The 26,036-nt window shown below is 43.7% G+C and carries 24 protein-coding genes, 1 other RNA gene and 2 pseudogenes; 10 read left to right on the top strand and 17 right to left on the bottom strand.

Annotated elements, in window-relative coordinates:
• Nucleotides 1–28: 28 nt before the first annotated feature.
• From LEP1GSC060_RS10020 to rsmH, 3 genes are read right to left on the bottom strand one after another with little or no spacing between them, the layout of a single operon-like run.
• Nucleotides 29–1,594, bottom strand: a complete 1,566-nt coding sequence (locus LEP1GSC060_RS10020) for a UDP-N-acetylmuramoyl-L-alanyl-D-glutamate--2,6-diaminopimelate ligase (RefSeq protein WP_036096082.1) — start codon at nt 1,592–1,594, stop codon at nt 29–31.
• A complete protein-coding gene (locus LEP1GSC060_RS10015) occupies nt 1,563–1,925 on the bottom strand; it encodes a hypothetical protein (RefSeq protein ID WP_003003130.1) in 363 nt (120 codons plus the stop codon). Before LEP1GSC060_RS10015 ends, LEP1GSC060_RS10020 begins: the two co-directional genes overlap by 32 nt.
• Entirely contained in the window at nt 1,926–2,879 is a 954-nt protein-coding gene (gene rsmH / locus LEP1GSC060_RS10010) for a 16S rRNA (cytosine(1402)-N(4))-methyltransferase RsmH (protein WP_036096099.1), read from the bottom strand.
• A gap of 82 nt (nt 2,880–2,961) precedes the next feature.
• Here rsmH and LEP1GSC060_RS10005 point away from each other — a divergent pair, with 82 nt between their 5' ends.
• Nucleotides 2,962–3,480: an HIT family protein gene (locus LEP1GSC060_RS10005; protein WP_003003152.1), complete on the top strand. Its 519-nt coding sequence runs from the start codon at nt 2,962–2,964 to the stop codon at nt 3,478–3,480.
• Between the two features lie 2 nt (nt 3,481–3,482).
• Here the strand turns inward: LEP1GSC060_RS10005 and LEP1GSC060_RS10000 are convergent, their stop codons facing one another.
• Entirely contained in the window at nt 3,483–4,355 is an 873-nt protein-coding gene (locus tag LEP1GSC060_RS10000; RefSeq protein ID WP_003003101.1) for a CheR family methyltransferase, read from the bottom strand.
• Nucleotides 4,356–4,546: 191 nt separating this feature from the next.
• Between LEP1GSC060_RS10000 and LEP1GSC060_RS09995 the strand changes: the two genes are divergently transcribed.
• A complete protein-coding gene (locus tag LEP1GSC060_RS09995) occupies nt 4,547–4,801 on the top strand; it encodes a hypothetical protein (protein WP_036096080.1) in 255 nt (84 codons plus the stop codon).
• Nucleotides 4,798–5,547: a menaquinone biosynthetic enzyme MqnA/MqnD family protein gene (locus LEP1GSC060_RS09990; protein ID WP_003003034.1), complete on the top strand. Its 750-nt coding sequence runs from the start codon at nt 4,798–4,800 to the stop codon at nt 5,545–5,547. The genes LEP1GSC060_RS09995 and LEP1GSC060_RS09990 overlap by 4 nt, the downstream gene beginning before the upstream one ends.
• A gap of 366 nt (nt 5,548–5,913) precedes the next feature.
• Here LEP1GSC060_RS09990 and LEP1GSC060_RS09985 read toward each other — a convergent pair whose 3' ends face one another.
• The 3 genes from LEP1GSC060_RS09985 to LEP1GSC060_RS09975 form a co-directional block, all read right to left on the bottom strand.
• Nucleotides 5,914–6,138: a DUF433 domain-containing protein gene (locus tag LEP1GSC060_RS09985; protein WP_003003118.1), complete on the bottom strand. Its 225-nt coding sequence runs from the start codon at nt 6,136–6,138 to the stop codon at nt 5,914–5,916.
• Nucleotides 6,139–6,334: 196 nt separating this feature from the next.
• Nucleotides 6,335–7,006 carry an LIC11874 family lipoprotein gene (locus LEP1GSC060_RS09980; RefSeq protein WP_003003149.1) on the bottom strand — a complete coding sequence of 224 codons (672 nt, stop codon included), beginning with the start codon at nt 7,004–7,006 and terminating at the stop codon, nt 6,335–6,337.
• Nucleotides 7,007–7,130: 124 nt separating this feature from the next.
• Complete coding sequence (locus LEP1GSC060_RS09975) at nt 7,131–8,393, bottom strand: alpha/beta hydrolase (protein ID WP_003003092.1); 1,263 nt, start codon at nt 8,391–8,393, stop codon at nt 7,131–7,133.
• Between LEP1GSC060_RS09975 and LEP1GSC060_RS09970 the strand changes: the two are divergent.
• Both LEP1GSC060_RS09970 and LEP1GSC060_RS09965 read left to right on the top strand, forming a co-directional pair.
• Nucleotides 8,377–8,914 (top strand): annotated as a pseudogene (locus LEP1GSC060_RS09970) (hypothetical protein). The gene LEP1GSC060_RS09975 and the pseudogene LEP1GSC060_RS09970 sit on opposite strands and share 17 nt — an antisense overlap.
• A gap of 133 nt (nt 8,915–9,047) precedes the next feature.
• Complete coding sequence (locus LEP1GSC060_RS09965; RefSeq protein ID WP_003003070.1) at nt 9,048–11,003, top strand: CASTOR/POLLUX-related putative ion channel; 1,956 nt, start codon at nt 9,048–9,050, stop codon at nt 11,001–11,003.
• Here the strand turns inward: LEP1GSC060_RS09965 and LEP1GSC060_RS09960 are convergent.
• The 3 genes from LEP1GSC060_RS09960 to LEP1GSC060_RS09950 form a co-directional block, all read right to left on the bottom strand.
• Nucleotides 11,000–11,662: a DUF2461 domain-containing protein gene (locus LEP1GSC060_RS09960; protein ID WP_003003106.1), complete on the bottom strand. Its 663-nt coding sequence runs from the start codon at nt 11,660–11,662 to the stop codon at nt 11,000–11,002. The genes LEP1GSC060_RS09965 and LEP1GSC060_RS09960 overlap by 4 nt on opposite strands.
• Before the next feature lie 284 nt (nt 11,663–11,946).
• The gene (locus LEP1GSC060_RS09955) at nt 11,947–13,749 is read right to left on the bottom strand and encodes a methyl-accepting chemotaxis protein (protein ID WP_036096097.1); all 1,803 of its coding nucleotides are present in this window, start codon (nt 13,747–13,749) and stop codon (nt 11,947–11,949) included.
• Between the two features lie 231 nt (nt 13,750–13,980).
• A complete protein-coding gene (locus LEP1GSC060_RS09950) occupies nt 13,981–14,820 on the bottom strand; it encodes a hypothetical protein (RefSeq protein WP_003003165.1) in 840 nt (279 codons plus the stop codon).
• A 155-nt stretch (nt 14,821–14,975) separates the two neighbouring features.
• Here LEP1GSC060_RS09950 and LEP1GSC060_RS09945 point away from each other — a divergent pair, with 155 nt between their 5' ends.
• Nucleotides 14,976–15,410 carry a universal stress protein gene (locus LEP1GSC060_RS09945; protein WP_003003031.1) on the top strand — a complete coding sequence of 145 codons (435 nt, stop codon included), beginning with the start codon at nt 14,976–14,978 and terminating at the stop codon, nt 15,408–15,410.
• Nucleotides 15,411–15,433: 23 nt separating this feature from the next.
• Here the strand turns inward: LEP1GSC060_RS09945 and LEP1GSC060_RS09940 are convergent, their stop codons facing one another.
• Nucleotides 15,434–15,997 carry a SelL-related redox protein gene (locus tag LEP1GSC060_RS09940; protein WP_003003062.1) on the bottom strand — a complete coding sequence of 188 codons (564 nt, stop codon included), beginning with the start codon at nt 15,995–15,997 and terminating at the stop codon, nt 15,434–15,436.
• 73 nt (nt 15,998–16,070) lie between these two features.
• Between LEP1GSC060_RS09940 and LEP1GSC060_RS09935 the strand changes: the two genes are divergently transcribed.
• Complete coding sequence (locus tag LEP1GSC060_RS09935; protein ID WP_003003081.1) at nt 16,071–16,784, top strand: TerC family protein; 714 nt, start codon at nt 16,071–16,073, stop codon at nt 16,782–16,784.
• On the opposite strand, the gene LEP1GSC060_RS09930 is transcribed toward LEP1GSC060_RS09935, so the two are convergent.
• Both LEP1GSC060_RS09930 and rnpB read right to left on the bottom strand, forming a co-directional pair.
• On the bottom strand, nt 16,771–18,129 hold the full coding sequence (locus LEP1GSC060_RS09930; RefSeq protein ID WP_003003167.1) for a hypothetical protein: 1,359 nt from the start codon (nt 18,127–18,129) through the stop codon (nt 16,771–16,773). The genes LEP1GSC060_RS09935 and LEP1GSC060_RS09930 overlap by 14 nt on opposite strands.
• Before the next feature lie 502 nt (nt 18,130–18,631).
• Nucleotides 18,632–19,027: RNase P RNA component class A (rnpB, locus tag LEP1GSC060_RS18970), an RNA gene on the bottom strand.
• Between the two features lie 119 nt (nt 19,028–19,146).
• Here rnpB and LEP1GSC060_RS09920 point away from each other — a divergent pair.
• From LEP1GSC060_RS09920 to LEP1GSC060_RS09910, 3 genes are all read left to right on the top strand, one after another.
• A complete protein-coding gene (locus tag LEP1GSC060_RS09920; RefSeq protein ID WP_003003040.1) occupies nt 19,147–19,596 on the top strand; it encodes a tetratricopeptide repeat protein in 450 nt (149 codons plus the stop codon).
• Nucleotides 19,597–19,765: 169 nt separating this feature from the next.
• Nucleotides 19,766–20,053, top strand: coding sequence for a ribosome hibernation-promoting factor, HPF/YfiA family (gene hpf, locus LEP1GSC060_RS09915; protein WP_003003050.1), 288 nt, complete (start codon nt 19,766–19,768; stop codon nt 20,051–20,053).
• Nucleotides 20,054–20,115: 62 nt separating this feature from the next.
• The gene (locus LEP1GSC060_RS09910; RefSeq protein ID WP_003003169.1) at nt 20,116–21,057 is read left to right on the top strand and encodes a tetratricopeptide repeat protein; all 942 of its coding nucleotides are present in this window, start codon (nt 20,116–20,118) and stop codon (nt 21,055–21,057) included.
• Nucleotides 21,058–21,090: 33 nt separating this feature from the next.
• On the opposite strand, the gene LEP1GSC060_RS09905 is transcribed toward LEP1GSC060_RS09910, so the two are convergent.
• The 4 genes and pseudogenes from LEP1GSC060_RS09905 to LEP1GSC060_RS09890 all read right to left on the bottom strand — a co-directional run bounded on the left by LEP1GSC060_RS09905 (nt 21,091) and on the right by LEP1GSC060_RS09890 (nt 25,282).
• Complete coding sequence (locus LEP1GSC060_RS09905) at nt 21,091–21,657, bottom strand: LIMLP_12425 family protein (protein ID WP_003003139.1); 567 nt, start codon at nt 21,655–21,657, stop codon at nt 21,091–21,093.
• 5 nt (nt 21,658–21,662) lie between these two features.
• Entirely contained in the window at nt 21,663–22,286 is a 624-nt protein-coding gene (locus LEP1GSC060_RS09900; protein WP_003003155.1) for an RNA polymerase sigma factor, read from the bottom strand.
• A gap of 64 nt (nt 22,287–22,350) precedes the next feature.
• Complete coding sequence (locus tag LEP1GSC060_RS09895) at nt 22,351–22,710, bottom strand: PilZ domain-containing protein (protein WP_036096074.1); 360 nt, start codon at nt 22,708–22,710, stop codon at nt 22,351–22,353.
• Between the two features lie 661 nt (nt 22,711–23,371).
• A pseudogene (locus tag LEP1GSC060_RS09890) lies at nt 23,372–25,282 on the bottom strand (DUF1561 domain-containing protein).
• Nucleotides 25,283–26,036 lie beyond the last annotated feature (754 nt).

Here is a 26,036-nt window from a genome sequence, read left to right as displayed (position 1 = left end):
AGTGTTCTTTTTTTGTATCGGAAAATTTCTAAAAAAGGTCGAACGCTTTTTGAACTTCTTCTACGTCGCTAAAATGACGTTTTTCCTTGCCGACGATTTGAACTTCTTCGTGTCCTTTTCCGGCCACGAGCAAACATCCCCCTTCGGGTAAAAGTTCCACACCCTTTGCGATCGCACGCGCCCGATCGACCTCCCGCAAAAGCGGAGTAAACCCGGGAGAAAACCCCGCGGCGATTTCATCCAAGATGGCCTCCGGTTTTTCGGTCCTCGGATTGTCCGAGGTTAAAATCACCTGATCGGAAAGTTCCTCCGCGATACGCGCCATCTTAGGACGTTTGGTTCGATCCCGATCCCCTCCACAACCGAACAAAGTGATCAAACGTTCGGGCCTTGAATCTCGCACACTTCGGATTATATTTTCCAGAGCGTCGGGCGTATGAGCGTAATCAACGACGGCCATTCGCGAACGATCCCGGTTGTAGACGATTTGAAATCTACCCGGAATCTGGGGAATTTTTTCCAAGGAGAAAAACATCTTTTCCGGGTCCAAACCAAGGGCGGTTCCCGTCAAAAACGCGAGCGCCGTGTTACGGACGTTAAACGAACCGAGCAGATTGGTTTTAACGTTACGCGTGTTTCCTCCCGGTAATTTGAGAGAATAAGAAGTCCCTTGTAAAGTGAGAGAAATATCTCCGACCTTCCATTCTCCCGCAATGTCGTCTAACGCGCTAACGGAAAGTTCGGGGAGTTCATTTCCGATTTTCCGATAGAGAGTGTCGCCGCCCGGAGAGGCGTAATCCAAAACCGCAAAGGGAGATTTAGAAACGTCCAAAATTTCAAAAAGACGAAACTTACTTTCCAAGTAATCTTCCATATCGGGATGAAAATCCAAATGATCCTGAGTGAGATTGGTGAACACTCCCGCCTTCAAGGAGATTCCGTTCATTCTACCGAGTTTGAGACCGTGCGAACTCGCTTCCATGAAAACGGTCGTAACACCTTCGTCCTTCATCTGTTTGAGAATGAGGTTGAGAGAGGAAGCGTCCGGAGTCGTATAACCCGTGTCAATCGAACGATCTCCGAACCTGACTCCGATCGTTCCGATGAGACCGCAGGATCTTCCCTGATCTTTTGCTAAAGCGAACAAAATGTTCGTCAAAGAAGTTTTACCGTTCGTTCCCGTAACCGCCACGATTTCCAAATCCCTCGAAGGATGTCCGAGTAAAAACGAAGCGATGTTTCCTTGGAGTTGTTCCGGATCTTCTTCGCATTCTAAAATAATTTTAGAAGATAAAACGGAAGCCGACAACGTCGCTGAACTCGCGCCCGTATTCGAACTCGATTTCGATTTTGAGGCGGACTCGACGGTAAACTTCGAGGTTTCGTTTAACAAAATCACGGAAGCTTTTGTGTTCTTTATAAATTCTTCTTTTTTGGAACCGATCGAATCCGCGACGCAGAAGATATCTTCTTCCTCCGCCTTTCTGGAATCCGATTGGATGTACGAGATCGAAATCAAATCCGGATTTTTTCCGGTCGACGTTAGTTTGAGTTTCGGAAATTCACGGAGAAGGTCGGTTAACTTCATTTTCATCTTCGTTCTTTTCGGGGGGTAAATTCAAAGTGATGATTCTATCTCCCACGGTGATGGGAAGATAGTTGTACGTTTTTCGATACAGAGTTTCGATCCTTCTCGCGGAAGTATAAGTGGCGACTCCGATTTTTAAGTCGTCGTTCTTTTTGATCTGTTTGACCTTTTCGCCCGTCGCCACTCCGATTTCTCGGTTGAGTCTCGCAACTTGAACGTTCTGCCAAACATAAAGAAAGAATAAACTCAAAAAAAGAATCACCTTTCCCAAGTTCAAAAATAAAACCCCTAGATCCTTCCAAAGGGGACGACTCAAAAACGCGGAGAACGACGACATCTATTCTTCTTCCTCAAAATCTTCCTTTCTGTATTTTTTATCGACCGATTTCGTTTTTCTAAACGCTCTCAATTTTGCGGAACGGGAGGCCGGATTTTCCTCGGCTTCCTCTTCGGAAGGAAGAATCGGTTTTTTGGTAAGAAGTTGGAATCCGTTTTGTTTCGCATAATCCCTGAGTGAATTTTTTACGATCCTATCTTCCAAGGAATGAAAGGAGATCACTTGCATAACTCCTCCCAAACGCAAAAGGTTTAAAAGAGAACCCAGTCCCTTTTCGATATGAGCCAGCTCTTGATTGACTTCGATTCGAAGCGCTTGAAAGATCCGAGTCGCGGGATGTCTACCCGGAGGCCAAAATTTACGCGGTATGATTTTGGAAATCAGATCCGCGAGTTCGGAAGCGGTTGCAATCGAATTTTGTTTTCTTCTTTCCACGATCACTTCCGCGATCTTCTTGGACCAACGTTCTTCCCCGTACGTATAAAAGATATTCATCAATCGATCCTTGGAATACGTGTTGATTACGTCTTCCGCGCTCAAACCTTCTTCCGGAGAAAGCCTCATGTCCAGAGGTTCGGCTTCTCTAAAACTAAAACCTCTTTTGGAATGAAAAAGATGAAACGTGGAAATGCCCAGATCCAAAAGGATCGCTTGCGGAGCTCCGTCGATTCCGTGAACATTTAAAAGTGCGAGATCGATCTCGGAAAAGTTCGTCTCGATGGCGGTCACTCTTTCTTTAAATTCGGCGAGTCTCGAAAGCGCCCTCGACAACATCACGGGATCCCTATCGCAGAGTATAACTTTGGAATTGGGAAATTCTTTTAAGAACAAAAGGCTATGTCCGCCTTCTCCCGCGGTTCCGTCCAAAAATAAAACGGGATCGTCTTTCTGAAAATTCTCCGTAAAAATTCGAAGGATATCCTTACCCTGAACTGAATAATGAACCGGTTCCAATCTCGTTCCATTCTTTTCCGAAGTGTCGGTCCTGCAAGGAGATTCTTTTGACACATACAAACGAGGAATTATTCTAGGATCAATGGAAGAAACGAATTCCACACAATGGGACGAACCGAGGAAAAATCTTTTTTCAATTCATAAGTTGGATTATGCGAGAGGAAAAAGACCCGAGGTGGATTGTATCCTTTGCGGAATTTGCAGAAGAGACCCGGCGGTTCCCAACCTGATCGTTTCGGAGACGGATCTTACGATCGTTTCGGTGAATCTTTATCCGTACAATCCGGGACATCTGATCGTATTTCCGAAACGTCATATACTTTCTTACGAGGAACTGACTCGGGAGGAAGCGATGGAAATTCACGACACAACCGTAAAGGCGATCACAATTCTAAAAACGTTGTGGAACGTTCAAGGGTTCAATCTCGGATATAATCTTGGGAAGAATTCGGGCGGTTCCATCCCTCATATCCACGAACATATCGTACCCAGATTTCCGAACGAGGCCGGGTTTTTGGACGTATTAGCAAATTCAAGAATTGTAATTTACGAACCCTTTGAAATGCAACAAGAATGGATTCGTATCTGGAAGGAATTTTAAGATCAGACAACCGGTTTTTTCTGATAGATCGTATGTCCCAAAAACTTATAACTATCCGAAATTCCGAACAAGGTTTCCGAGTGACCGATCACGAGAAGTCCCCGGTCTTTTAGGACGGTTTCAAAATTTTCGAATATTTTTTTCTGAGTCGGTTTGTCGAAATAGATGATTACGTTCCTGCAAAACACACAGTCCATCTTTTCCGGAATCGGATACGGAGTTTCCAAAAGATTGGCCTTTCTAAAATCGATCAGGTCCTTGAGTTGTTGTTTGGCTTGATACGATAATTCTCCCCTTTCGGGGTCCCGATGTTTGATAAAGTATTTATTTTTGAGTTTATCGTCCACGGGTAAAAGTCGATCCTCTCTGTAAATTCCTTCCTTTGCGGCGTTGATCACGTTCGTATCGATATCGGATGCATAAATCTTAATGTCCCAACCCGGTTTGTATGCGAAGTATTCGAGACAAGTGATCGCGATCGTATACGGCTCCTCTCCCGTCGAACAGGCGCTGGACCAAATTCTTAGGGTTTTTTTTCCGTTTTTGCCGGCCTTTTCTTCCACCGAAGGGAAAAAAGTGGACTTTAAAAATTCGAAGTGATGATTTTCCCGAAAAAAATCCGTTTTGTTCGTAGTGATCCGATTGATGAGCTCCGTGAGTTCGCTGTTGAAAAATCCGTGATCGGCTCGAAGTCTTCCGATATACTCGGAAACGTTTTTTAAGCCGAAATGTTTTGCCCTTCCGTTGAGCCTGGATTGAACCATAATCTTTTTATGATCCGCAAGAAAAATTCCGGTCTCTTTGTACATGAGGGATTTGACGAATTGAAATTCCTCATCCGAAATCGTGGTTATCCCGAATTGGCTTTCTGTCATATAATGGAATGGTTTATAAAGAACCGAGTCCTCTGTCAAGAGTTACAAATTTAGGTTTTCAAGATATGAATTAAAAATCGTTTTGTAACTTATCTCAATACGAATTCAAATTGATCGGAACTTTCTCGTTGAAAACCGCCGAAACAATGAGACGGTGTAAAAAATAGAATTCGAACGAAATATTTTTTTGAATGGAACCATACGAGAAAAACGAACCGGAAAACGAAGACGACTTTTCGGCCCGTTGGGAAACCGCGGACCCGATGTTGTTATCCATCGTAAAATCCTTTTTGGACGCGCAGGAAATTCATTATTTCGTTATCGGCGAGGAATTGTTCTTTTTGGAAGGAGCGGCGGTTCCCGCGGCCAATCATTGTGCGGTACTGTATTTGGCAAATCGGGATTATCCGATATTATTGGAGTTTTTGGAAAGAGAGAACCATTGAAGATAGGAATCGTTAAACATTTAAACGCAAGACCGTTAACCTGGGGATTTGAAAAAAATCAAGAACACGAAATCGTCTCTGAAAATCCGGCCATTCTAAAAGACTACTTATTAAACGGAGAGATCGATCTGGGTTTGATTTCTTCGATCGAATGTATTCGTAATTCGGAAATCCTGAATACGTATTACGGCACGGGGGTTTGCGCCCGGGAAAAAGTCAGATCCATTCTTTTTTTTAAAAACAAAAAGGAAAAATATCCTCCCGAGTTGATACAAACGGACAACGGTTCCAAAACGAGTGTGGCCTTGGTTCGTGTATTGGTTCACGAAGAAAGCGGGCTGGTTCCGGACGTGGAACCGAAGGATTCGAAACTCATTCAGGAACAAATCTCGAAGGGGATCGGATCGCACATGCTTTTCGGAGACAACGCTCTATTAGCAAAATGGAATCCCGAGTTTTACGAGGTCAAGGACTTGGCTCGTTGGTGGAACGAGATCACGGGACTCGGTTTTATATTCGCTCTTTGGGCGAGTAAAAAACCTTTAAAGGCGGACGATTCCATCTTCATTCAATCTTTGGAATATGGAATTTCTCGCATAGAAGAGATCGTCTCTCACGAAACCAGACTTCCTCCCGTTTTGGTTCGGGAATATCTCATGCAAGAATTACACTACAAGGTAACGGAAAAAGATCGGGAAGGACTTCTTCTTTTCGGAGAAAAGTGCGGGAACTTAAATCTGTTGTAGAGCGAAAATAACGTCTTACCGATTCTATGTAGAGTTTGTCCTAAAGCTTGAGAAAATCGGCGGGAGTTCCCGTAAAAGCCGCTTCTTTAAAATTTTAAAACGAATGCCGTTCCATAGCGGATGATTTATGCCGCGTCCGGTTTCACCGGACCGCGCTCGAACTCAGTATTTCTCCCCAAGGGTCGAAATACAGTGCTACAGTCAATAAATTGCAAAAAAAAAGAAACGGTAAAATCGCTTAAAAACGCAATTTATTGACTCCGCATCGATCGCTCGCGGATTTTTAAAACTACGGATTGAACCGTAAATCCCGAGTTTCTGAGTTTTTGAATGATACGAAAATCAACGTTTTCGTCGGCAAGAATCTTAACTTGCAATCAAGCTTTCTCTGGAAATAACGTCGCTCGAATAGGAAAGACAAGCAAGAATATCTTCTTTAGTAATGTTCGGAGTAGCGGCAAGAAGTTCCTCAACCGACATTCCTTCCCCTAATCTTTCCAAGATCAACTCTACGGTAATCCGTGTTCCTTTGATTACGGGTTTACCCAACATCACATTGGGATCGGAACTCAATCGATTCTTATATTCCATATTTTCAAAGTAGTGTGAATTCGACATTTGTCAAGATTCATTTTATGATTTTGTTGTATAGGAACGATAGCCTTATGTATATTAGAGTTGTTGAAAAATTAATTTTCTTCTCTTTCTTTTGTTAACAAGACGAACCGATACCGCCGTTCTGTTAAAAGCGGATACGGAATTTTTCAACAACTCCATTACGAGAAAGTCAATAAATAACCGTGATTCTATAATCCCAGGAATTGTTGCCGGTTTTTTCGATCGTTTCCGCGAGAGGCAAACGATAACTGAGCCTACCCAGATTGACGTCTCCTCGATTGGATCTGCAAACGGATGCGATCGGAAAATTCACCTTAAACAAAATGGAACTCGTACGCAACAAACGAAGCGTTTCGGAATAAATTTTTTTTTCTCCGTCCTTCTTCAAAGTTTCGGGCGCCCGACTGATCGCGGGAATTTCCCTTTTGACGTAGATCGTATTTCCTTTTTTACGGACCTGAACCTTACCGAGCATCGCGTCTTCAATCTGAGAAAGATCCTGAAATTCCACCTTATAATAAACCTTCGCTTTTTCCCGAAATAAACTCGGATCGGTTTCCGGTATTACGATTTTTTGATACGTATAATCCTTGAGTGAAACGTTTTTGGAAAAAAATCCCTTGTTCAATCTACCTAAAATTTCGTTCTTTTGAGTGGGAAGAAATTTGATGAGGGATTCGTCCGAATTTTTGCGAGTCGGAACTAAATAAGAAACTTCTAATGTTCCGGAAAAGTCGTGATTGATCGTCAAGGTTTCCTCGTAATCGAAACAATTGGAAACGAATAGTAGTATGATTACAAAGGGAAGTAACTTGGAAATCCGGCCGTAAAAGGGGCTCATGCATCAAATCTGAGACGCAAAAGGATTCCGTCAACGAAAAGAGATTATGTGGTTTTTCGTTTTAGCGATCGGGTTTTAGAAGTTGGATCGCTCTCGACTCAAAACGAAACTCCGATATGGCGTACTAGGAAACACCTTTCCGCAAATTTATTTTGAGGAACTTGGAAACGGTCGAAAGAATTCCCTCTTTGATTTTGGCCGCAAACCCGGGCTGAAAACGAAGTCCGTGTTTTTTCAAAAAGGATTCCACGTATTGAAAGACGTCGTCTTCCGCGCGATCGCCCATCACGAGACAGGCGTGACCGTAGTCGTCCGAAGAACCGTTCGCTTTGGAGACGATCCTGAATTCCTTTTTTCGGGAACTTGCGTTTTCGTAAACGGCTCGGACCGCTTCCGGAGTCGCAATTACGTCCTTTTCACCGGCGATAAAAAGGGAAGGAACGGAAATTTTTTTTTGAAGTCGGATGTAATCGTACAATCCGTTGAGAGAATACATACTTTTCGTTTCGATCCAACGCATAAACTGTTCCGTAACCCCGTCGGAGACGTTTTCGACCGCATTCTTCATGATCTTCTTTACGGTTTTGGAAGAAGTCACTTTAGGATTGTATAATATTTCGTCGATCGGCGTATAAAGTTCTCCCGCAAGAGGCGCCAGGATCGAAGCTCCGAATTTCAGATCCAACATTTTCCTCGCGCGGGGAAATCGGGAAAGAAGTCCGATCAGAGTGATTCCGATATGATTCAGATTTCCGGGACCGCCTAACGATACGAAGGCGGCGATGTCCTCCGTATCTTTTTTACTTTCGGACATGCAAAAATGCGAATATAAAATCATCGCGCCCATGGAATGTCCCACGTACGAAACACGATCGGAACCGGAGATCGTTTTTACTTTTTCGATCATCGCGGGGACGTCGTATTTAACGATATCGTCGAACGTAAAGTCCTCGTAACGAGTCGGACTTTCGTGATAAGAGCGACCACAACCTCTCAGGGAAACCGCAAAGACGTCGTAACCTCTGAGTTTCAGATAATAAGGAAGCGAATGCCTTCGATCCAGATCGACCACGAACTTGTTCGTTCCGATTCCGTGAACGACCAACACCGGAGCCAATTGCGGATTGGGTTGAGGAGGAATATGTCTGTGAAGCGCGAGATTCCATCCGTCCTTCGTTTTAGCAAAATGAACTTCGTCCGCGATGTCTTCTTGTCCGTATAATTTTCCGATCCAATTCAAAAGAAGCGGATGGATGAGAAGGATTAAGATCAAAACTCCCGTAAAAATAAAAGCGAGCGTGGATGCGAACAACGCGAACAAAAGAAGAATGAGGAACGTAGTCGCTAAGTAGAAAGGACTTCTACGATTCTTGAGGATGGCGATCACAGAATTAAAAATAACTGAAATTTCGAAATGTCAACCAATAGAAGCTGCTTGCCCGAAAAATCCAGGAAAAGATTCTGGTTTAGAGAATTGTCATGTCTCAAACTCCGGAATACAAACTCTACACCTCGCCCAACGGTTGGTATTCCATGGTCGTCCCGGCGCACTGGGTTCAACTGGTCATCGAAGGGATTCCCGCTTTTTTCGAAGAAAACGGAAGCGGCGCTCTTCAAGTTTACGCCTTCGAAAATAAATCCGGAAGTTACGATCTCGGAGAAGAACTGAAAAGATATCTCAAAACGCACGAGATCGATTTCGAAGAGGACAAAATCGCCGCTTTCGAAAACGAAGAAGGCAGCAGAATTATGGCCTGCGAATTCGTGAAAGAGGATCGTTTCTGGATGGTTTATATGATCTCCAATCAAAAAAGAATGACCCTTCTTACGTATAACAGCGACGAAATGCCCCCGAGTTATCTCGTAAACGAACTCGCCACGGTTATAAGCTCCATTCGATTTTCATAATATAGTTTCTCAATTCGGAATCATATATTTATTTTGCGTTTCGATTTTAAACGTTTCTCGAAAACGATATTTTTCGCGCGGATTCTTTTTTTCCATTTGATTAAAATCGGGCCTTGATTTCCATTCTCCCATCATGAAATCAAACCGCAAATTTTCGGATCAACTTCGTTATCACTTCGACAACTTCATGTCTCGGGGCGGCGGCGCGGTTTTTGCAGCCCTCATCCTTTTGTTCCTAATCGCCTTCGTATCTCTTTCCATTCTCCGCCTATCGGGAGGTTTAATTTTCCCGGACGAATCGATCCAAGGTAAGGGAGAATTTTTGTGGAGGGTGTTTCTGCAAATTTCCGATGCGGGGGCCGTTGCCGAAGACGGGGAATCGAACTGGTTCAACAAATTTTTGGGAATCCTCACCGTGTTTCTCGGACTCGTTTTATTTTCCAGTTTAGTGGCCTTTATCACGAACCAATTCGATCAAAAAATCCAGGATCTGAGAAAAGGAAAAAGCGACGTATTAGAAAAAGATCATACGATTATACTCGGGTTCGGAGTCAGGGTTTTGGAAATCATCAAGGAGCTGATCGAGGCGAATTCTTCGGAGTCGAGGGCCGTCGTAACGGTACTCTCGGAGGAGGATAAGGAGTTTATGGACGATTATTTTTCGGAAAATCTGAAAGCCGGAAAAACGACGAAAATCATCACACGTTCCGGAACTCCTTCGAGCCTTCATTCGCTCCGAAAAGTAAACGCGAGCGAAGCGAAGTCCGTTCTGGTTTTAAACTCCTCCGGAGGCGAGGATTCCAAAGAAGGCAGAAACGTAGGGGATGCGAAAGTTTTGAAATCGCTCATGGCGTTAGTCGCCGTTTGCCGCGATAGGGAACTTCCTCCGATCGTCGCGGAACTCCACAATGAGGAAAATCGAATGATCGCTCAGGAGCTTTCTTCTTCGATTCAGGTAATGGACGAAAGGAATATTCTCGCAAAACTACTCGTTCAAACTTCCAGAACCTCGGGACTTGCGGTTGTGTATTCCAATCTCGTCGGTTTTGAAGGAGACGAGATTTATTTTTACAAACCTTCTTCCGGTTGGAAAGGTCTGGATTTTAAGGAAATTTCATTTCGGTTTAACGAATCGGTTCCTTTGGGATTCAGAAAAGGTAACGGAGAGATGATTCTCAATCCTTCTTCGGATTACGTTCCAAACGACGAGGAAGACGCTGTGTTACTCGCGGAGGACGATTCCAAGATTCGTTTTTCCGAAACCGCCGTTGCAAGTCCGAGAGACTTTCGACTTCCGGAAATAAAAAGATCCGTTCCGATCGACAAACAACTCATCGTAGGTTGGAATTCCAAAAGCCCTCTCATCGTGGAAGAATACGCTAAGTTCGTTTCTCCGGGTTCCACCATCGACATTCTCGTAAAACAGATCGACGAAGAATTCAGAACCATCGTTGGACGTCTCAAGAAAAAATATCCCGAAGTAACGTTACGCGCCTTTCAAGCGGATCTTTCCCAAGAATCAGTGATGAAACGACTTGAACCCGAATCCTACGACTCCGTGATCTTTTTGGCCGAAGAAAAGGAAAACATAGAGGAAGTGGACGCGCAGACGATATCTCTTCTTCTCAGGTTCAGACAATATTTCAGAAGATATACTCTGAAAACCGGGAATCAACCTTCGACACAGTTGATTACGGAAATTATGAATTCCGAAAATACCGAAATCGTTTTGGAAACGGGTGTGAAGGATTTTCTCATCTCCAATCAGTTCGTTTCCAAGATGATGGCGCAGGTTTCGCAAGAACCGGACGTTATGCGCGTTTACGAGGATCTTTTTAGCCCCGAAGGAAGCGAAATCTATCTGAAACCCGCTTCGCTTTATTTCGAAACTTTGCCGCAAACTCTGAGTTTTGCGGATTGTGTCGGCGCCGCGCTCAAACGGGGAGAAACTTGTTTCGGAATCAGAATGTCTTCCGAAGAAAAGGACGAAAAAAAAGGATACGGGGTTTATCTGATTCCTTCCAAGGATGTCGAGTTTCCCATCCGCTCGGAGGACAATTTGATCGTTTTGGCGGAAGATCAGACTTAATCGGAAAGGGCGTCGTTCAAATATCCGAGAAACGGTTGTAGAATTTTATACGACTCGATCGTATGTTTGATCCAATTTTTAGACAACAGATCCTCGTCCTTCAGTTTTTTTTCGACGATATAACTCGTATATTGAATCCATTCCAAATCGGGATGGTCCTTTGCAAAACCCTTCGGGGACGTTTTCAATTTCATATCCGAAAGACCGCCGAACTCTTTGACGAATTTCTTTTCCTGAACGATCTTTATTAGAGATTTAGAATTTTCTAATATAACTTCCCGAACCTTTTTTAACACGGGAGAATCGGGCATATAAAGACCTCCGGCCAGAAAGGATTCCCCTCCCGGTTGAACGTGAACGTAAAAGAGAGGTTTTCCCAAATCCTTTCCGTTCGCTCCTATACTCGCGCCGAAATTGGTTTTGTAGGGTTCTTTATTTTTGGAAAAACGAACGTCCCTGTAGATTCTAAAGATACATTTTTTGGGATCAACTCCCGTAAGGGACGGGTTTATTTTCGCCAATCCGACGACTAGTTCTGCGATTAAATTTTCGAAGTCGGCCTTAGCCTCGACAAATCGATCCTTGTTCTTTTCCAACCAAGGTTTGTTGTTGTTTTTCGCTAATTTTTTAAGAAAGTCAAGAGTGGACGGATGTAACATGGAAAAACCTCTTGCAAAAGAAAGGTTTTACTTTGGCTTAAGTCAAGTCCTAAACAAATCGATGGCTTCGGATAAATCGATTTTAAGTAACGTGAATTCGGTATAAGAAAGTTTGGGCGAATCCGGCCTTGGCAGGCGGACTTATCTCTTGAAGCGAGATCGAGTTTTTTAGTTTCTGCTCCGATCAACAAATTGATGGATCGATCGAAAAACGGTTTTCTTTCGTCATTTCAATCGGTTGATCTCGCTTCAATCGCTTTCGCATCGGTTACGCCGAACTCACGTTAAGTATTGAAAAATTCCATCTCCGATTTGAGTTTGTCCGCTTGTTCGTTCAACTTTACCGCAAGTTCGTCGATCCGGATCACAACGTCGTTTAGGAAATCGGTCGTTTCGGAAATGGCGACGATCGTTTTTGAAAATTCTTCGGAAGTTCGAGCTTGTTCTTGTGTATGATTGCTGATTTCATCGGAAGAAAAAGAAAGCTCCGTAAACGCGGACCTCACTTGTTCGCTCGCGACCAATTGAGAATCGGATAATAAGGTCACCTCGGAAACACGATCCAGCGTAACTCCGACGGTATCTCCGATACGTTGAAAAACCGTCTGCGTGGATTCGATCACTTCCCTGCCGCTTTTAGTCGCGCTCAAGGCTTCCGCGATGGCGGCCGTAATTCTTTTTGCGTTTTCTTGCGTTTGTTCTCCGAGTTTTGCGATCTCCTGAGCAACCACCGCAAAACCCTTCCCCGCTTCACCGGCCCTTGCAGCCTCGATGGACGCGTTCAAAGAAAGCAAACCGATTCGATCCGTAATTTCTCGGATCACGTTCATGGTCGCTCCCATCTTCGCGGTACTTCCTTCGATGGCTTCCATCGCTTTCTGAGTTCCTTTCAGAGCCTCTTCACCGCTTTTGGTTTCGCCTTTCATTCGATCCGCGTCGCTTTTGGTTTCCAAAAGAGCCGTATGAACCCGGCGAATTCTATCTTCCAACTCCGCGAGAGAAGTTTGCGCTTTTTTCGCGATCCGGGTCTGACTTTCGGCGCGAGAAGCGGTGGAATGAATCGAAGCCGTAATTTCCTCCACGGAGGAACTCATCTCCTCCGAAGACGCCGCTTGGTTCCGCATCTTTTCGGACAATTCTTTCGTATTCTCTCCGAGAGTTTTAGAACTTTCCGAAAGTTTATCCGCTTCCCGAGTCACCCTCTTAACGATAATACGAAGTCGCTTAACAAATTCGTTAAGCGCCCTACTGTTGGAACCCAACTCGTCGCTGGAAACGGTGGGAAGAATATGAGTCAGATTCCCGTCGGACATTTCCGCAAAAATTTGAATCATGTTTTTGGAATTTCTTCGGATCGTGGAAGAAAGTTGAAACGAAGCGATTCCGACCGCAATCAACATAAACGTCAAGGTAAGAATCAAAGGAATCGTGACGTCGCCGAGTTTGATCCAACCGGACGTTTCTTCAAACAAAAGATAACCTAAAATGATAATCGGAAGTACGGCGATCGCCGAGATCGTGCTGAAAATTCTAGTGTGAACTCCCACGGTTTTTATTTTTTCGGAATCCGCTTGAACCTCGTTCAGACGATCGGATTCCAAAAGGACCACGAACGCGGATTCCGTTAAAAAGAAATGAGAAACGCCTAAGATCGGATAGATGATCGCCGGAAGAAACGCAAAAGGAAGGGATTCGATCGTTTTCGGCACGAAGAATAAGTGCATGATTCTCCACGCTGCAAAAATTCCGTAACACCACTGGATCACGTAAAACCAAGTATTGTAGAGTGGAAAATTGAGAATTTTCGTTTTAATCTCGGATTTTTCTTTCGAGTCCAACAGAAACCAATTTTTATCTTCCAGATTTCTGAAAAGTTTTCCGAGTATCACAAACCGAACGGAAGGAACCACAAACGAAGTGGTCAAAGAAATCGTGGAAGAAATGATCAATGCGATCGACTGATCGAAGTCGTAACCTCCCGCCGAAATTACGAACAAAACCGCCAATGGAACCGCCAAAATCGAAGTCAGTAATTCCAAACCGACCGTTAATTTCCATCGTAACTTCCGAGATTCCAAGTGATTCATAATGTACTCTATTTTTAAATCGAAAGTCAATCGTTTGAGCGGGAGCCGTTTCCATCTACAAATTATCGGTGGAACCTTTTTTTTTCCGCTACTACGAAAGAAAAAATCCTCCGGAGACGTATGATTCGCAAAAGTACGAAATTCCGACACAGAGTTTTCAAATAGATCCCAAAAAAGGCCGGCTCTTATCTCCAACGAACCCGCATCTTTGATTTCCATCGGGAAAACAAACTACGCCGCTTCTTTTTTCTCTTCCGCAAACCTCAAATCCGGATCGAAGTCTTTCAAAGAGTTCTTAGTTTGTAGATATAACCTTTTAATTACGGAATGGTTCCAGCCGAACCAACGGGCGATTTCTTCGTACGTATAGATGATTTCGACTTTCAAAAGTTTTTTCCTGAGTTTTCGTTTGGCCTTGGAGGAAAACAACGCGGCGTTTTTCCGTTTGGAAAAAAGCATTTGATGAGAGATTTCCATTTTTTCCAAAACGGCCAGGTCCCGACGTCGGACCGCAAATCTTTTTTCCATTCTTTCCTCTAGAAAATCCGGAACCGAATTTCCGGACGCATAGAGAATACTTTTTAAAAGTAAAACCTCCTTTCTTTCGAGAAGTAAATTGTGTTTGAGTTTAAAGATCAAAACTCCTCTCGGATCCGAGGTACCGAGTTGTTCCTGAAGGAGAATTCTAAACGGACATTTCTCTACGTTATAATCGGGTTGGTAAACTACGGAACCGGGTAAACCGTCGGGTTCTAAAAAGACGGGTTCCGTTTTTAGGGATTTGATTTCCTTTTTCCTTTGGTTTAATACTAGATTTTTAAAAAAGACAATCGCATACGCCGCAAAATTTTCGAACTTTCGGGTCTCGTAAATTTCCGAAAAACATTCAATTTTTTGAATAAACTTGAGCAGAACTTCGTTTCGTCCGTCCTCGCTCAGGGAATATTTGCCGGCCGTGATTCTACGAATCCAAAAGTCCGCCTGTTTGACCAAAGCTTTCGAATCGCCTAAATTTTTGTATTCTAAATAAGAATTCATGAATATAAGGTCCTGTTCCGTTTTTTGTTCCATGATCGAAAAATCAGCGTCTACACTTCGTTGTCCAAGTTTTTATAGAAATGCCGATTCTCCGATCGATCAAAATCCGGGGTTATAATCCAAATTTTGGATTTTTTTTGATTGGAAAACGGATTGGGAGAGATACACTTTTTGCGAAGAGAAACAACATGCAAAGATTCATCAAAAAAATTTTAGTCCCCGTGGACGGTTCGGAAAGTTCCAAAAAAGCTCTGGAAATGGGAATCGCAATCGCCAAAGCGGCCAACGCCAGCCTTACGATTTTGGAAGTCGTCGAAGAATTCGGTCCTCTTCCCGGTTATTACGAAAAGGCTCCCGAAGGTAAGGACAGAGTGAAATGGATTTCGGAACAAAGATTCGAAAAGATTCATTCTCCTTTGGACGAATCCCCCGATATCCAATGGGATCGTCTGGTTCTGGAAGGTTATCCCGCGGACAAAATCGTCGAAACGGCTACAAAAGGAAATTATGATATGATTGTAATCGGTTCGAGAGGACTTTCCGCAGTCGGAAGATTTTTAGTGGGTTCGGTTTCGGATCGAATCGTTCATCACGCAACCTGTTCGGTCACGGTCGTAAGATAGTAACTAACGTGAGTTTTGCGATATCACGCGGGCAGAACCCCGGGATTCAACTGAGGTCCGGGTAAAAGTGTCACTCCGGGAAGATTTTTCCAATCGGGATGATCTCCGATATGTCTGTATTGATGTTCCCATACGATTCGATCCCGAACCACAAGAAACACACCGGGCATCTGAAACGAATTACTTCCGGGGATTCCGTAAAAATGTCCTTTGAGAGTGGCTCTCGCGGTTGCGATCCATACTTCGGGACTTGCGAGTTGTGTTAGGTTTGCGGTTTGTAATCCTAGGTCCCCATAAAATTCGGTTTTAGGATCGGAGACGACACAGGCGTCTTCCCAAACTCCTTCAAAAAATTTTTCGCAGTCTTTTAAATTTCCGGGAAAAAAAAATAAGATCGACGGAAAAGAAAGACAGGTTTCGAAAATTTCTTTCAGATCGGAAATCGCTTCCCGGCTGAAAATACAACCCGAATGTCTTAAAAAAACCAAAAGGCTGGGACGAGGCGGTAAACAAGGAAGAATGGTCTTGTTCCTCAGATGAATTCCGACCGCTTCTCTCGTTTCGAAACTTTCCGGAAGAAACTCCATACCTCCAGTATGCCTCCTTAAATTCCTTTGTAAATCGATTGATTTCTTCGTTTTCGAAAAATTAATTGCAAGCATGGAACTACTTACGCTCGATAAAGTCGTCGCAATTCTGACCCTAACTCTCATGGAAATCGTTCTCGGAATCGATAATATCGTATTTCTATCCATCGTTTCCGGTAAACTACCCAAAAATCGACAGAATCAGGCAAGAAACATCGGACTCACGCTCGCCCTCGGTTTTAGAATCGGTTTGTTGTTCGCAGTCAGTTGGATCGCTTCTTTAACCGCTCCTCTTATGACGATCACTGGGTTCGAAATTTCGGGCAGGGACTTGATCATGCTCGGGGGAGGACTTTTTTTGATCGCAAAAAGTACGAGCGAGATTCACGGCAAGGTGGAAGGAATCGAAGAGGATCACCCCAAAAAGGAAAAAATTTCTTTCTGGGGAGTGATCGTTCAACTGATCATTTTGGACGTCATTTTTTCCGTGGATTCGATCGTAACCGCCGTCGGACTTTCGGGTCAGTTTCAGGTGATGGTTACGGCGGTGATACTTTCAATGATCGTAATGCTTATTTTTTCCGGAACGGTCAGCGATTTTATCAACGAACATCCTACCATGAAAGTATTGGCTCTTTCGTTTTTGATCATGATCGGAGCGATGTTATTTGCGGACGGACTTCACTTCCACATACCGAAAGGATACGTGTATTTTTCCATGGCCTTTTCCCTCGGAGTCGAACTGATCAATATGAAAATCCGAAAGGCGCACACTAAGAGACGCTGATTCCCGCTTTGGAATTCCAAAAGGACCATTGCAATCGATACAAGGGCGCGAATGTTTTTTTAGGCCGATTTTTTTTCAGTTCGGGGACCAAATTCTCGTTCCAAAATCGGTATTCCTGAAGAGCCGCTTGTGCGGCTCGTTCGCTCAAAAGATCCAAGGTTTGAGACGGATTCGGATTTTTATCCGATTTTTTCAACTCTTGAAACCATTCCTTTTCCAAAATCGCGATTCGGGGTTGTACGAGTTTTTTTGCGTCCGGATAAAAACGTTGGATCTCCCTATAAAACCTTTCGTGGGTCCACCAAAGGGAAGAATCCGCAGTCGCTCCCGGCGGTTCGAAATTCTTTTCCAAAAAACTCGTTCCCGGAAAACCGGCGGGAAGAAAAAAAGAAATCGAAGGAATGGAAGCGCCCGTAAACCAAAAACGGTTTTGGGAAAGTTTCGGTTTTAACTCGGCGATCATGGAAGCGGTCGTACCGTTAGGCGTAATCGGCCCGGTCGCGTGAAGGCAAACCGAACCCATGTCGGAGGAAGAAGGATAAAAATCCTCGACTTGCAGAGGTTCTCCTTCGGTTCTGAGAATTTCCGCCGCGGCGTGTACATCTAAATTCCCTTTTTTGAATGTACCCATCGCTTTGGTTTTGGCCCTTCTTATCCTGCACTTACTGAAAAAAGTAAAAAAAATATCCGAAAACGCATTCCGAAAAGAGAATGTTTCTCCCTTTTTTACCCAACCTTTCTTAAGTGCAAACTCGATCGCCCGAGGATGAATCGCGTCGTAGTCGTTTTCCAGAGTCAGTCCGTTGGAAATCGAATAAAAACCTTCTATCTTTTTCCAGGCCCAGAACTCGCCCGCGGTTTCCAACACGAAAGCATTTTGAAAATCGGCGATCAAAAAACTATTATGATAATAAAAGGAGGAATTCGTATAACCGCCGCAAGCGTCCTGACCGAAACGTTCCAAAAGTTGTAGGATCGTTTCTCTTGCGGTCTCCGCGTCCTGACTTCTTTCCAAAGCGAGGCGCAGCAGATCCATTCCAGTCAAACCTTGATTCTTTTTTTCAAAAGGGATTTTGGTAAAAACCGCTTCGTTTCCGATCACAACTCCGGAAGCATTCGCTCCCATCTCCGCTCCCCACATCGGAAAGGGTTTGGAAAGAATCACTTCCTGAGTTTGTTTCACACCCGGAACTTGAATGTAAGTGCAACGAGTTGCGGATTCTCCCTTTCCGGGAAGAACACGAAGTAAAGCCTGTGCTTCGTTGGGTTCCCTGTCCGAATTCTTTCCAAAAATCATCGAACCGGTTCCCGTAAAAGAAGGCGTGGCTACGAACGTATCACACATGATCCGTTGAAATTCTTCGTTTTAGACGGATTGGCAAGTCGTTTTTTATACGTGGAACGATCCCTGTGATCCCGAGTAAACCGATCTTAACTTTAAAACGAAACGTTATTTAGAACTCGTCCCAAAACATACGAAAATTGCGGAAATGAATGCGATGCCGAAAAAACTCGAAACGTTTGGGACAAACTCTTATAATACAAGTTTCAAGTCCGACTTTGATAACGAATCGGTTTTGCTATCGGACTCTATTCTTAAATTTTAATATTCAAAACGCATTCTGCCGAAGTCGCTTCGCTCCTGCCGAACGACCCGGGTAGCTAAAGTGGCGCTGCTCCCTATGAGTCGCAGCACCAGGAAGTGAGGCAAATAAAAGCGGCAGAGCGTCGCCGTTATTTCTCAACACATTCTAAAAACTTAATATTTCAATATAATTCCAAACGCATTCTGCCGAAGTCGCTTCGCTCCTTCAGCCAGAAGTTTTTTTTAACTTCAATATAATTCCAAACGCATTCTGCCTGTAAGCCGGATTCTGTCCTCCCCGCGAGGAGATGGATGATCATTTATCTTGCTCCGAAAGTTACCGATCGGAGTCCTTGCTCTCTACCCGCAGCCCTGCGGAAACGGCAAAAAGGCTGCCTATTTGAGATTGCACCCGGGAGGGTTTACCGTTCCCGATCCCTCTCGAAATCGGAGGTGGGCTCTTACCCCGCCATTTCACCCTTACCACGTCGAATTTCTCCGACGGGCGGTATCCTTTCTGTTGCACTTTCCATACTCGTTCCCCTGAAATTTCTCTCAGGGTTCAAATTCCGGGGATTGCCCGGTCCCGTGTTTCCCGGTGTCCGGACTTTCCTCACCCTTTTGTTTGCAAAAGCAGCGCGATCATCCGGCAGAATGCTTACTTTCGACTATTTTGGAAAGGTTCCCACAAAACGAGAAAAAAAGAAAGATTCTTTAGAAATTTTGGCATGCCCCTTGCATATATCTATACAAGAACACTGGAGTTGAGGTGATAAGATGAACAAGTTTGCGACAATTGCCCTCTTTTTAAGCATTTTTACAGGGCTTTATGCAACTCCAGAAGCCGAAAAGGTTGCGGATGAGCTGAACCGGTTTACCCCTGAGAATGAAATCCAGCTTGCAAACAAGTTGAGCGCTTTGGGAAGTCTCAAGCAAAAGGTCAGGGACTACGGTTCTGCGATCGATCTTTACGACCAATCTCTGATCGTTCGTGAAAAGATGGGAGAAAAAGAATCTTCCGGTTACGCTCTGGTTCTCTATCTCAAATCCATTTCGGAGTTCCGTCAAGGAAAGTCCTGCCAGGCTCTTGAGAACATCAAAAACGTAATTTCCATTTATCAGAAAATCGGGGACATCGATTCCGCTTTGAACGCGGAAGAAGAAGCTTATAAAAAGTATCAAGAATCATGTTCCATCCACATGGAGAACGTTGCGAACGCTCGGTAGTCCTTTCGTGAATTCATCCCATCTCTAGTTCTAACTGACTTGACCCGCCTGAAAGGGCGGGGATTTTTTTGATTTGACTCTTCCTCTTTCCGGACTAACCTGAAATTCCGGATCTTGAACTCCTCCATCCTTTCAATTTATCCGGTACAAAACAATTCGGAGCCCGCCTATGAAAATAAACTACAATTGGAAAAACGTCGATCATTCCAAAGCCGCCGAAAAATACGCCGACAGTAAATTGGATCGAGTTTCGAAATATCTTCATGCGGTTCAATCCTTCGAAATTTCTTTCGAAATGATCCATGGAGAAGTCACCGCAAACCTGAATTTGCACGGTGACGGCAACAAGTTCAACGCACAAAATTCAAACAAGGATATCTACGCTTGTATCGACGGATTGGAAGATAAGATCGTCAAACAAGTCAGCAAACATCACGATAAAAAAGCGAATCACTGATCCGGATTCGACAATCCGGTGGAATTCTCCGCCGGATTCTTAAGTTAAAGAATCAATCCTAAATGTCCTTTTCCAGAAAACTCGAAGAAGCCAATCAATATCTATCGGACGGTGATTTTGATAAGGCAAAAAAGATTTTCGATTCCCTTCTCGCGGAAAGTCCGGAACATCCGGACTCGATCGCCGGTTATTTCATTGCATCCTATTGGGACAATCGTTTGGATCGGATTCACAATACAAAGGAAGGAAGAGAAAGAAGTCACCTTCTCGTTCAATATTTTTCCGAATTTCAAAACGCGTTCGATCTGAGAAAGTTCACGGGCGTTTCTTCCTTTCACGCAGTTTCGGAATCGGTTTTATCCGAAGCGGTCGATCAACTGAAAATCTCGGTTCAAAGAGAGGGTCTTCACTTTCAAGATCCGTCCGCGTTGTTGGGTCTGATTCGCGAACTCATTCGTTTCAGAGATTACCGAAACGCACTCGAAATTTTAAATTATTCTTCCTCCGTGGAAAAAAATTCTCCCGAGTTTCTTTACTTGAGAGCGGAATCCCTTTTTCAAACCGGCGAAGAAAGAAGGGCCCTCGTTCTCTTTCGGGAAGCCTTTTTAAAAGATCCCTCCGCGGCTCCGCTCGCGGTTTTGAAATCGGAACCGATTTTCTTTTGGATCGAAAAACTAAAGGATTCTTATCGGGAAGAATCGGATCTGAAAGAAGTTCTTCCGGTTGTTTTGACGGAACGGGGAATTTTCGAAGAAACCGGTAATTATTCCGAAAAAGATATATTAGGATATTATCAAAATCTAATTCGTTTGAAAGATACGCTGAACTCTAGAAAGGATCTCTACGACTTTAAGATTCGTTGTAGGATCCTACAACACGCTTGTTTTCTTTTGGACGTTTACAAAGGTATGCAATACGGCGAAATCTACCAAGAATCCAAGAAAATCCTGGATTCCGTCGACCCCGGTTTTTTTCAAAGACGCCAGGAAGAAATTAAAAGATAATTCACCCGATTTGGAAAATTAGTAAAATAGAATCTAGAATTCATTGTCTCCCTGCGTTTGTTCCAGAATTCTATCCAATTCTTCCACAATTCTCAAATCCCCTCTTTCGGAAAAATATTTCCGAAGCGAATGGATCGTTTTTCTGGATTCCGCAGTGGAAGGAATTTGTTTCAGAAGGGTTTTGTCCAATTCAAACTGAAACTTACCGGAAGAAGGAATGTCCTGAAAGTTTCCCGCTTCCGATTGCCCGAACACGGTTCCGGATCTTTCCGAAGGATTGGACTTATCGGAACTTTGAATTCGATTGTAAGTTACGAATACGATCGTAAACACCAAAACGATCGAAAAGGAAAATTGCAAACCGCGATTGGCGAAAATACTTTCCCTGATTTTCTCCCATCCTCTTTCAGGCTCCGGTCGAACCGCCTTGAGTTGATTTTTCAATCGGATCGAAAATTCATCGCTCAAGTTAATACTACGCAACTCTTTGTCCCTGAGTTCGGACATCGTTTTTATTAGCGAATTTTCAATTTTAAGCAAATCCCCGTCTTCCTTTCGCAGGAAAAGCGGTATTTTAAATTTTGATTCTAAACTTTCCATCTTTTTTACCTAAAGTATCCTTCACTCTTTCCGTCTTGTAAAATCAAATGTTTCAAAAACTCTTTTGCCTTAAAGAGCCTGCTCTTTACGGTCCCCACGTTGGTTCCCAGAACTTCGGCGATCTGCGCGTAGGACATCTCTTCGAAGTATCTGAGTTCGATCACCTCTTTGTAGAGTTCTTCCAACCCGTTGATTTTGCTAATTAGATAGTTGGATTCATCACTAAGTTCAATTTTTTTTTCGAACCCCAATCGTTCGTCCGTTACCTGATATTCCTTATCGTCCATGGAATTTTCTTTCGCTCGTTTCCGTTTCGCCAACATATCCTTGGATTTATTGACTACGATCCGATAAAGCCAGGTATAAACTCCCGATTCCGCGCGAAAATTACGTATGGATCTGTATCCGGATATAAGCGCGTCTTGAACGATGTCCTCCGCGTCGTCTCCGTCCTTTACCATCGAGACGGCTTTACGATAGAGTCTTTCTCGAAACGGATCCACGAGTTGAATATAAGCTTCGTCGTCCCCTTCCTTGATTTTTTTAAGAAGGCCGATTTCAATCTCTCTTAAGGTCGGTTTTTTAGGAATGATTTGTTTTTGTTCCATTCTTGTAGAAGATGAATCCATGATTCAAGGATCTCCAAGGAATCGAATATGGCAATCCGGAAACTTGCGATCCCTGGGACTTACGTCAAGGATCTTGCAGAGAAAGATTGATCAAAACCAAGGATTCCGTCAAAATCATCGGTATCCGAAATCTGAGACCGTATACGAATCTTATCTTTTGATCGATCGTTTCCGATCCGGCCCATACGATGTCCCCCTCGAATTCGAGACGTTTTCCCGATTTCTTTTCTATTACGGCGCCGTGAACGAATTCCATTGCGTTCAAGTCCTCCCCGTTTAAGATGAGACAGATTCCGGTTTCGGAAATGTTGCCGAGTTTTGCGTGAAGTGTGATCAAACCGAATTCGATTTGTATGATATAGTCGACGTAAATACCCGGATAGTACCGATGACTCCTTGGCTGCTCGTCTGGATTGCCGGACATATCCGATCAGAGTCGAAGCGAAACGAATGTTTGTCCAGAAGGATTTTATTTCGATTCTTTTAGAATCGACGTTCTTTCCGGCTCAAGTTCGCATTAGCACGTGTTAGAGTTCAGAAGTCAGGATGACCTTGCCGACCAGGCTTTGATAAAGTCTAATGGCTCTTTCAGGAAAATGTAACTGAATCCTGATTTCTATTGACTGACCCTAGTACTAGTGGACTTTACAAAGGAATTAAGTTAGGCGACGCGGGGTTTTGATCCCAATGTATCGGCCACTTGGATTACTCTATCATTGAAACTATGAAACGGAAATTTAAAGGTGTAGCCCATCTTTTAAGTATGCCGCTGTGGCGGTAGGATACCGTCTGAAGATCGATAATCGGAAATGTCTTTTTTTTATTGTTTTAATGTTCTCATCAACTTTAACTAAATTCCTTTCGGAAAGAAACTCCTAAATCTTTTGATTCCATGATCTCTGATTTTATCAGCAGATTTTTTTTGAAGTCTCCATCAATATTGTGTTTTACGAGCCATACTTCTTGATTCTTTTCTTTTGCACACCGCCGACGGTGTCCACTCGTTCGAGGGAAGTTCATCCCGGTAAAACCTAACGAGCCTTCGGCGGTATGTTTGTTGAAAAGTTTTATTCTAGACCACCGAGTTAAAACGGCAGTGGCAGTGCACACCTGCCGCTCGGACACTGATTTACGGATGCGCTTGTCGGATATTCCCCCGTACCTCTTCTGTCCCCCCCTTCTCCGGTGCAATTCCCATTAGAGATCATGGAATCAAAAGTATTGTGGTAAATCTGCCCTAACCGTATCGTTGAAAGCTCTGTCATAGTCCTATCGGGTCGTCCCTCTAGGTTTCTGATTACCTGGAGCGGATTCGTAGTGGGCGTTAAGGCTTGCCTGTAGGAGTCATACGTCAAAACCGTCATGGCTACCTGAATTACCACTAACCCCTGAGAGGTTCTAAGAATGGGAACGGCATGTTTCCCCGTAGTTCCATCCGGACGACGCCGCCTCATTATCGCCAACCAAACGCTCCCGGGAGGAGAATTTATGAGCGAGGTAACGTGAGATTGTAACTCGGACGAAGTGGAGGATCCACCAGTGAAACTCCATTCGTACTGTGGTAACATTGTTATAGCGGATATGATTACCAGATTTCTGCTTGAGGTAACGACGGGACCATACACTCTAGTTATATCCACCAACGCCGTGTCCAATAACGGATAACGTTGTCCAAACGAGATAAAAGGATCCGTATTGAGAGCCGTATCAAAAAAGTAACCTCCACTCTGAAGAGGTCCTTGCGAATGATACTCCTGAATCTCCGCCAACATCTGGAAACTATGAAGCAGACAAACGCCGCAGATTCCACGTATCATATCCGAATAACCGGAAGTTGACCTCGCTATATCATAAAGTCTTCGAATCCAAGCCTCACTCAATTGAAAGTCGGGCGGTAGGGTTCTTTTAGATCTTTTGTATATTCCATTTTCCTGATTCCCGGCCGGACAATACTGCTCCGTTTTTCCAAGATTACCGGTTGTGTAACGTACCCAATTCAGCAAATCCTTATTAACGGTAAACAGAGAAGTAGGACTGTTGGTAGTATCGTTTTTCAAAAAAGAAGGTTTAGCCGCATAGGCAACACCCCAATTGGATCCATACCTGGTAACTCTTAGGGCATTCCCCTTGTAATCCGTGATCAACACCTAGTATCCTCGTCGGTTTCCAGAGAGACGTTCCAATAAGCGGAATTGTCCTTACTGATAGGCGCGTCGCTACACAATCCCCATTTGACCCAATTCCATTGATAACTATCTACCTTGGAATACATACAATAGAGAGATCCGCTCACGGGATCGTATTCGGCGAGATGTCCGCTTTCGGGATTGTAGTAGATCGGCGTGGTATTTTTCTTCGAGCCTTTCGAGTGAATGAAGTAACGATCGTTTCCCAAGTTCCAAGCTATGGAACCTAGTACGCTGATGTTTCCGGGAGTGGCTACGGTCTTAACCCAATCCTCCATCGAAGTGTCTAACGTGTGGTTATAGTTATCCTTTGAGTTTCTGGAGATATAACCGTACCAATTCGTATCCTTCAAACGATAAAACCCATCCGCGGTCCAAAAGGCGTTATCCTTTACGATCCATCTTTGTCGAGGGTCATTGATCGTACAAGGTCGGAGGTTGACGTAATCCCAAGTTTTATCTCCGAGAATCACCGCCTCCGGGGCGGTTACACACAACCAAGTGTTTTCAATAGTATATAAGAAATTCTTTGAAACACATCGTATCTTGCGTTAGCGACGTGCTGCTCCCAACACTGTTCAATCTGAATATAACTTTCCCCTCCGCTGAAAACAGGGGCGTAACAAAACTTGCCTTTCACAACGACCTTAATCGGTTTATCTTTCGGTTTATCGGTGGGCTTTTGAACCGGCGAACACCTAGTATATTGACAGTCGATAAAATAGATTCCAGTGCGGGACTCACACCGTAAGTGAAACCGACTCCAACGGAGACCGACAAAACGATCAGGATTATTATCAAACGGCCCATTGTTTTCCTCCGATTTTTTGTAAGATCAAAACGTATAAGGACATGAGACAAACGCGACATCCCTCGCAAATCTTGTCGAAGCCGGTTCTTCTACACGCATCGGAAGATCCGACAATCCCGTTTGAGCGATCGATATACGGCGTCGGTCGTTTCTTCTTTTTGATCGTATTTATCAATTTCCCCAAACAGAAAATCATTTCGATCGGTTTCGGCTGCTGAGATTTACATGCAGATTTTCTAAAGTTCCTATTCAAAAGGAACCGATTGGAATCATTTAATTTTTTCTTCATCATTTTTACCCTTTATCATTCTTTTTGTTTTTCAGTGAAAACAAAAGTTTCACTGTTCGGGTCATTCTAATGAACATTCATGATAATCCGTTTACTTTAAACGTATATATGGATTGTATTTGGATTCGGATTCGTTTTTTTCCGGTTTCGAAGGAATATTCAGCTTTACTTAAGTATTGTAAGTTCGGCGTAACCCATGCGAAGGCTTTAACTCGCCCCTACCATAGCGTTGCCCACAAGTATTTGGATCTCAAGATAAATCTGTCGGAATTACGACAATCCTCCGTGGAACGTTCGGGAGGCTTTTCTCTATCAGAAAATCATACTTTTTGCAAGTAAAAAACTGAGTACTAGTGGCTAGGTTTTAGGGATTAGAAATTAGAATAATTTACAGAAGAGGGAGCTCATGCTCTGTTAAAGTTTGATTTATCTATTAGGAAAATGTAACTGAATTTTGATTTCTA

It is taken from the genome of Leptospira weilii serovar Ranarum str. ICFT (genome assembly GCF_000332415.1).
Taxonomy (GTDB): Bacteria; Spirochaetota; Leptospiria; order Leptospirales; family Leptospiraceae; genus Leptospira; species Leptospira weilii_A.
This window is presented reverse-complemented; position numbering and strand designations above follow the sequence as displayed.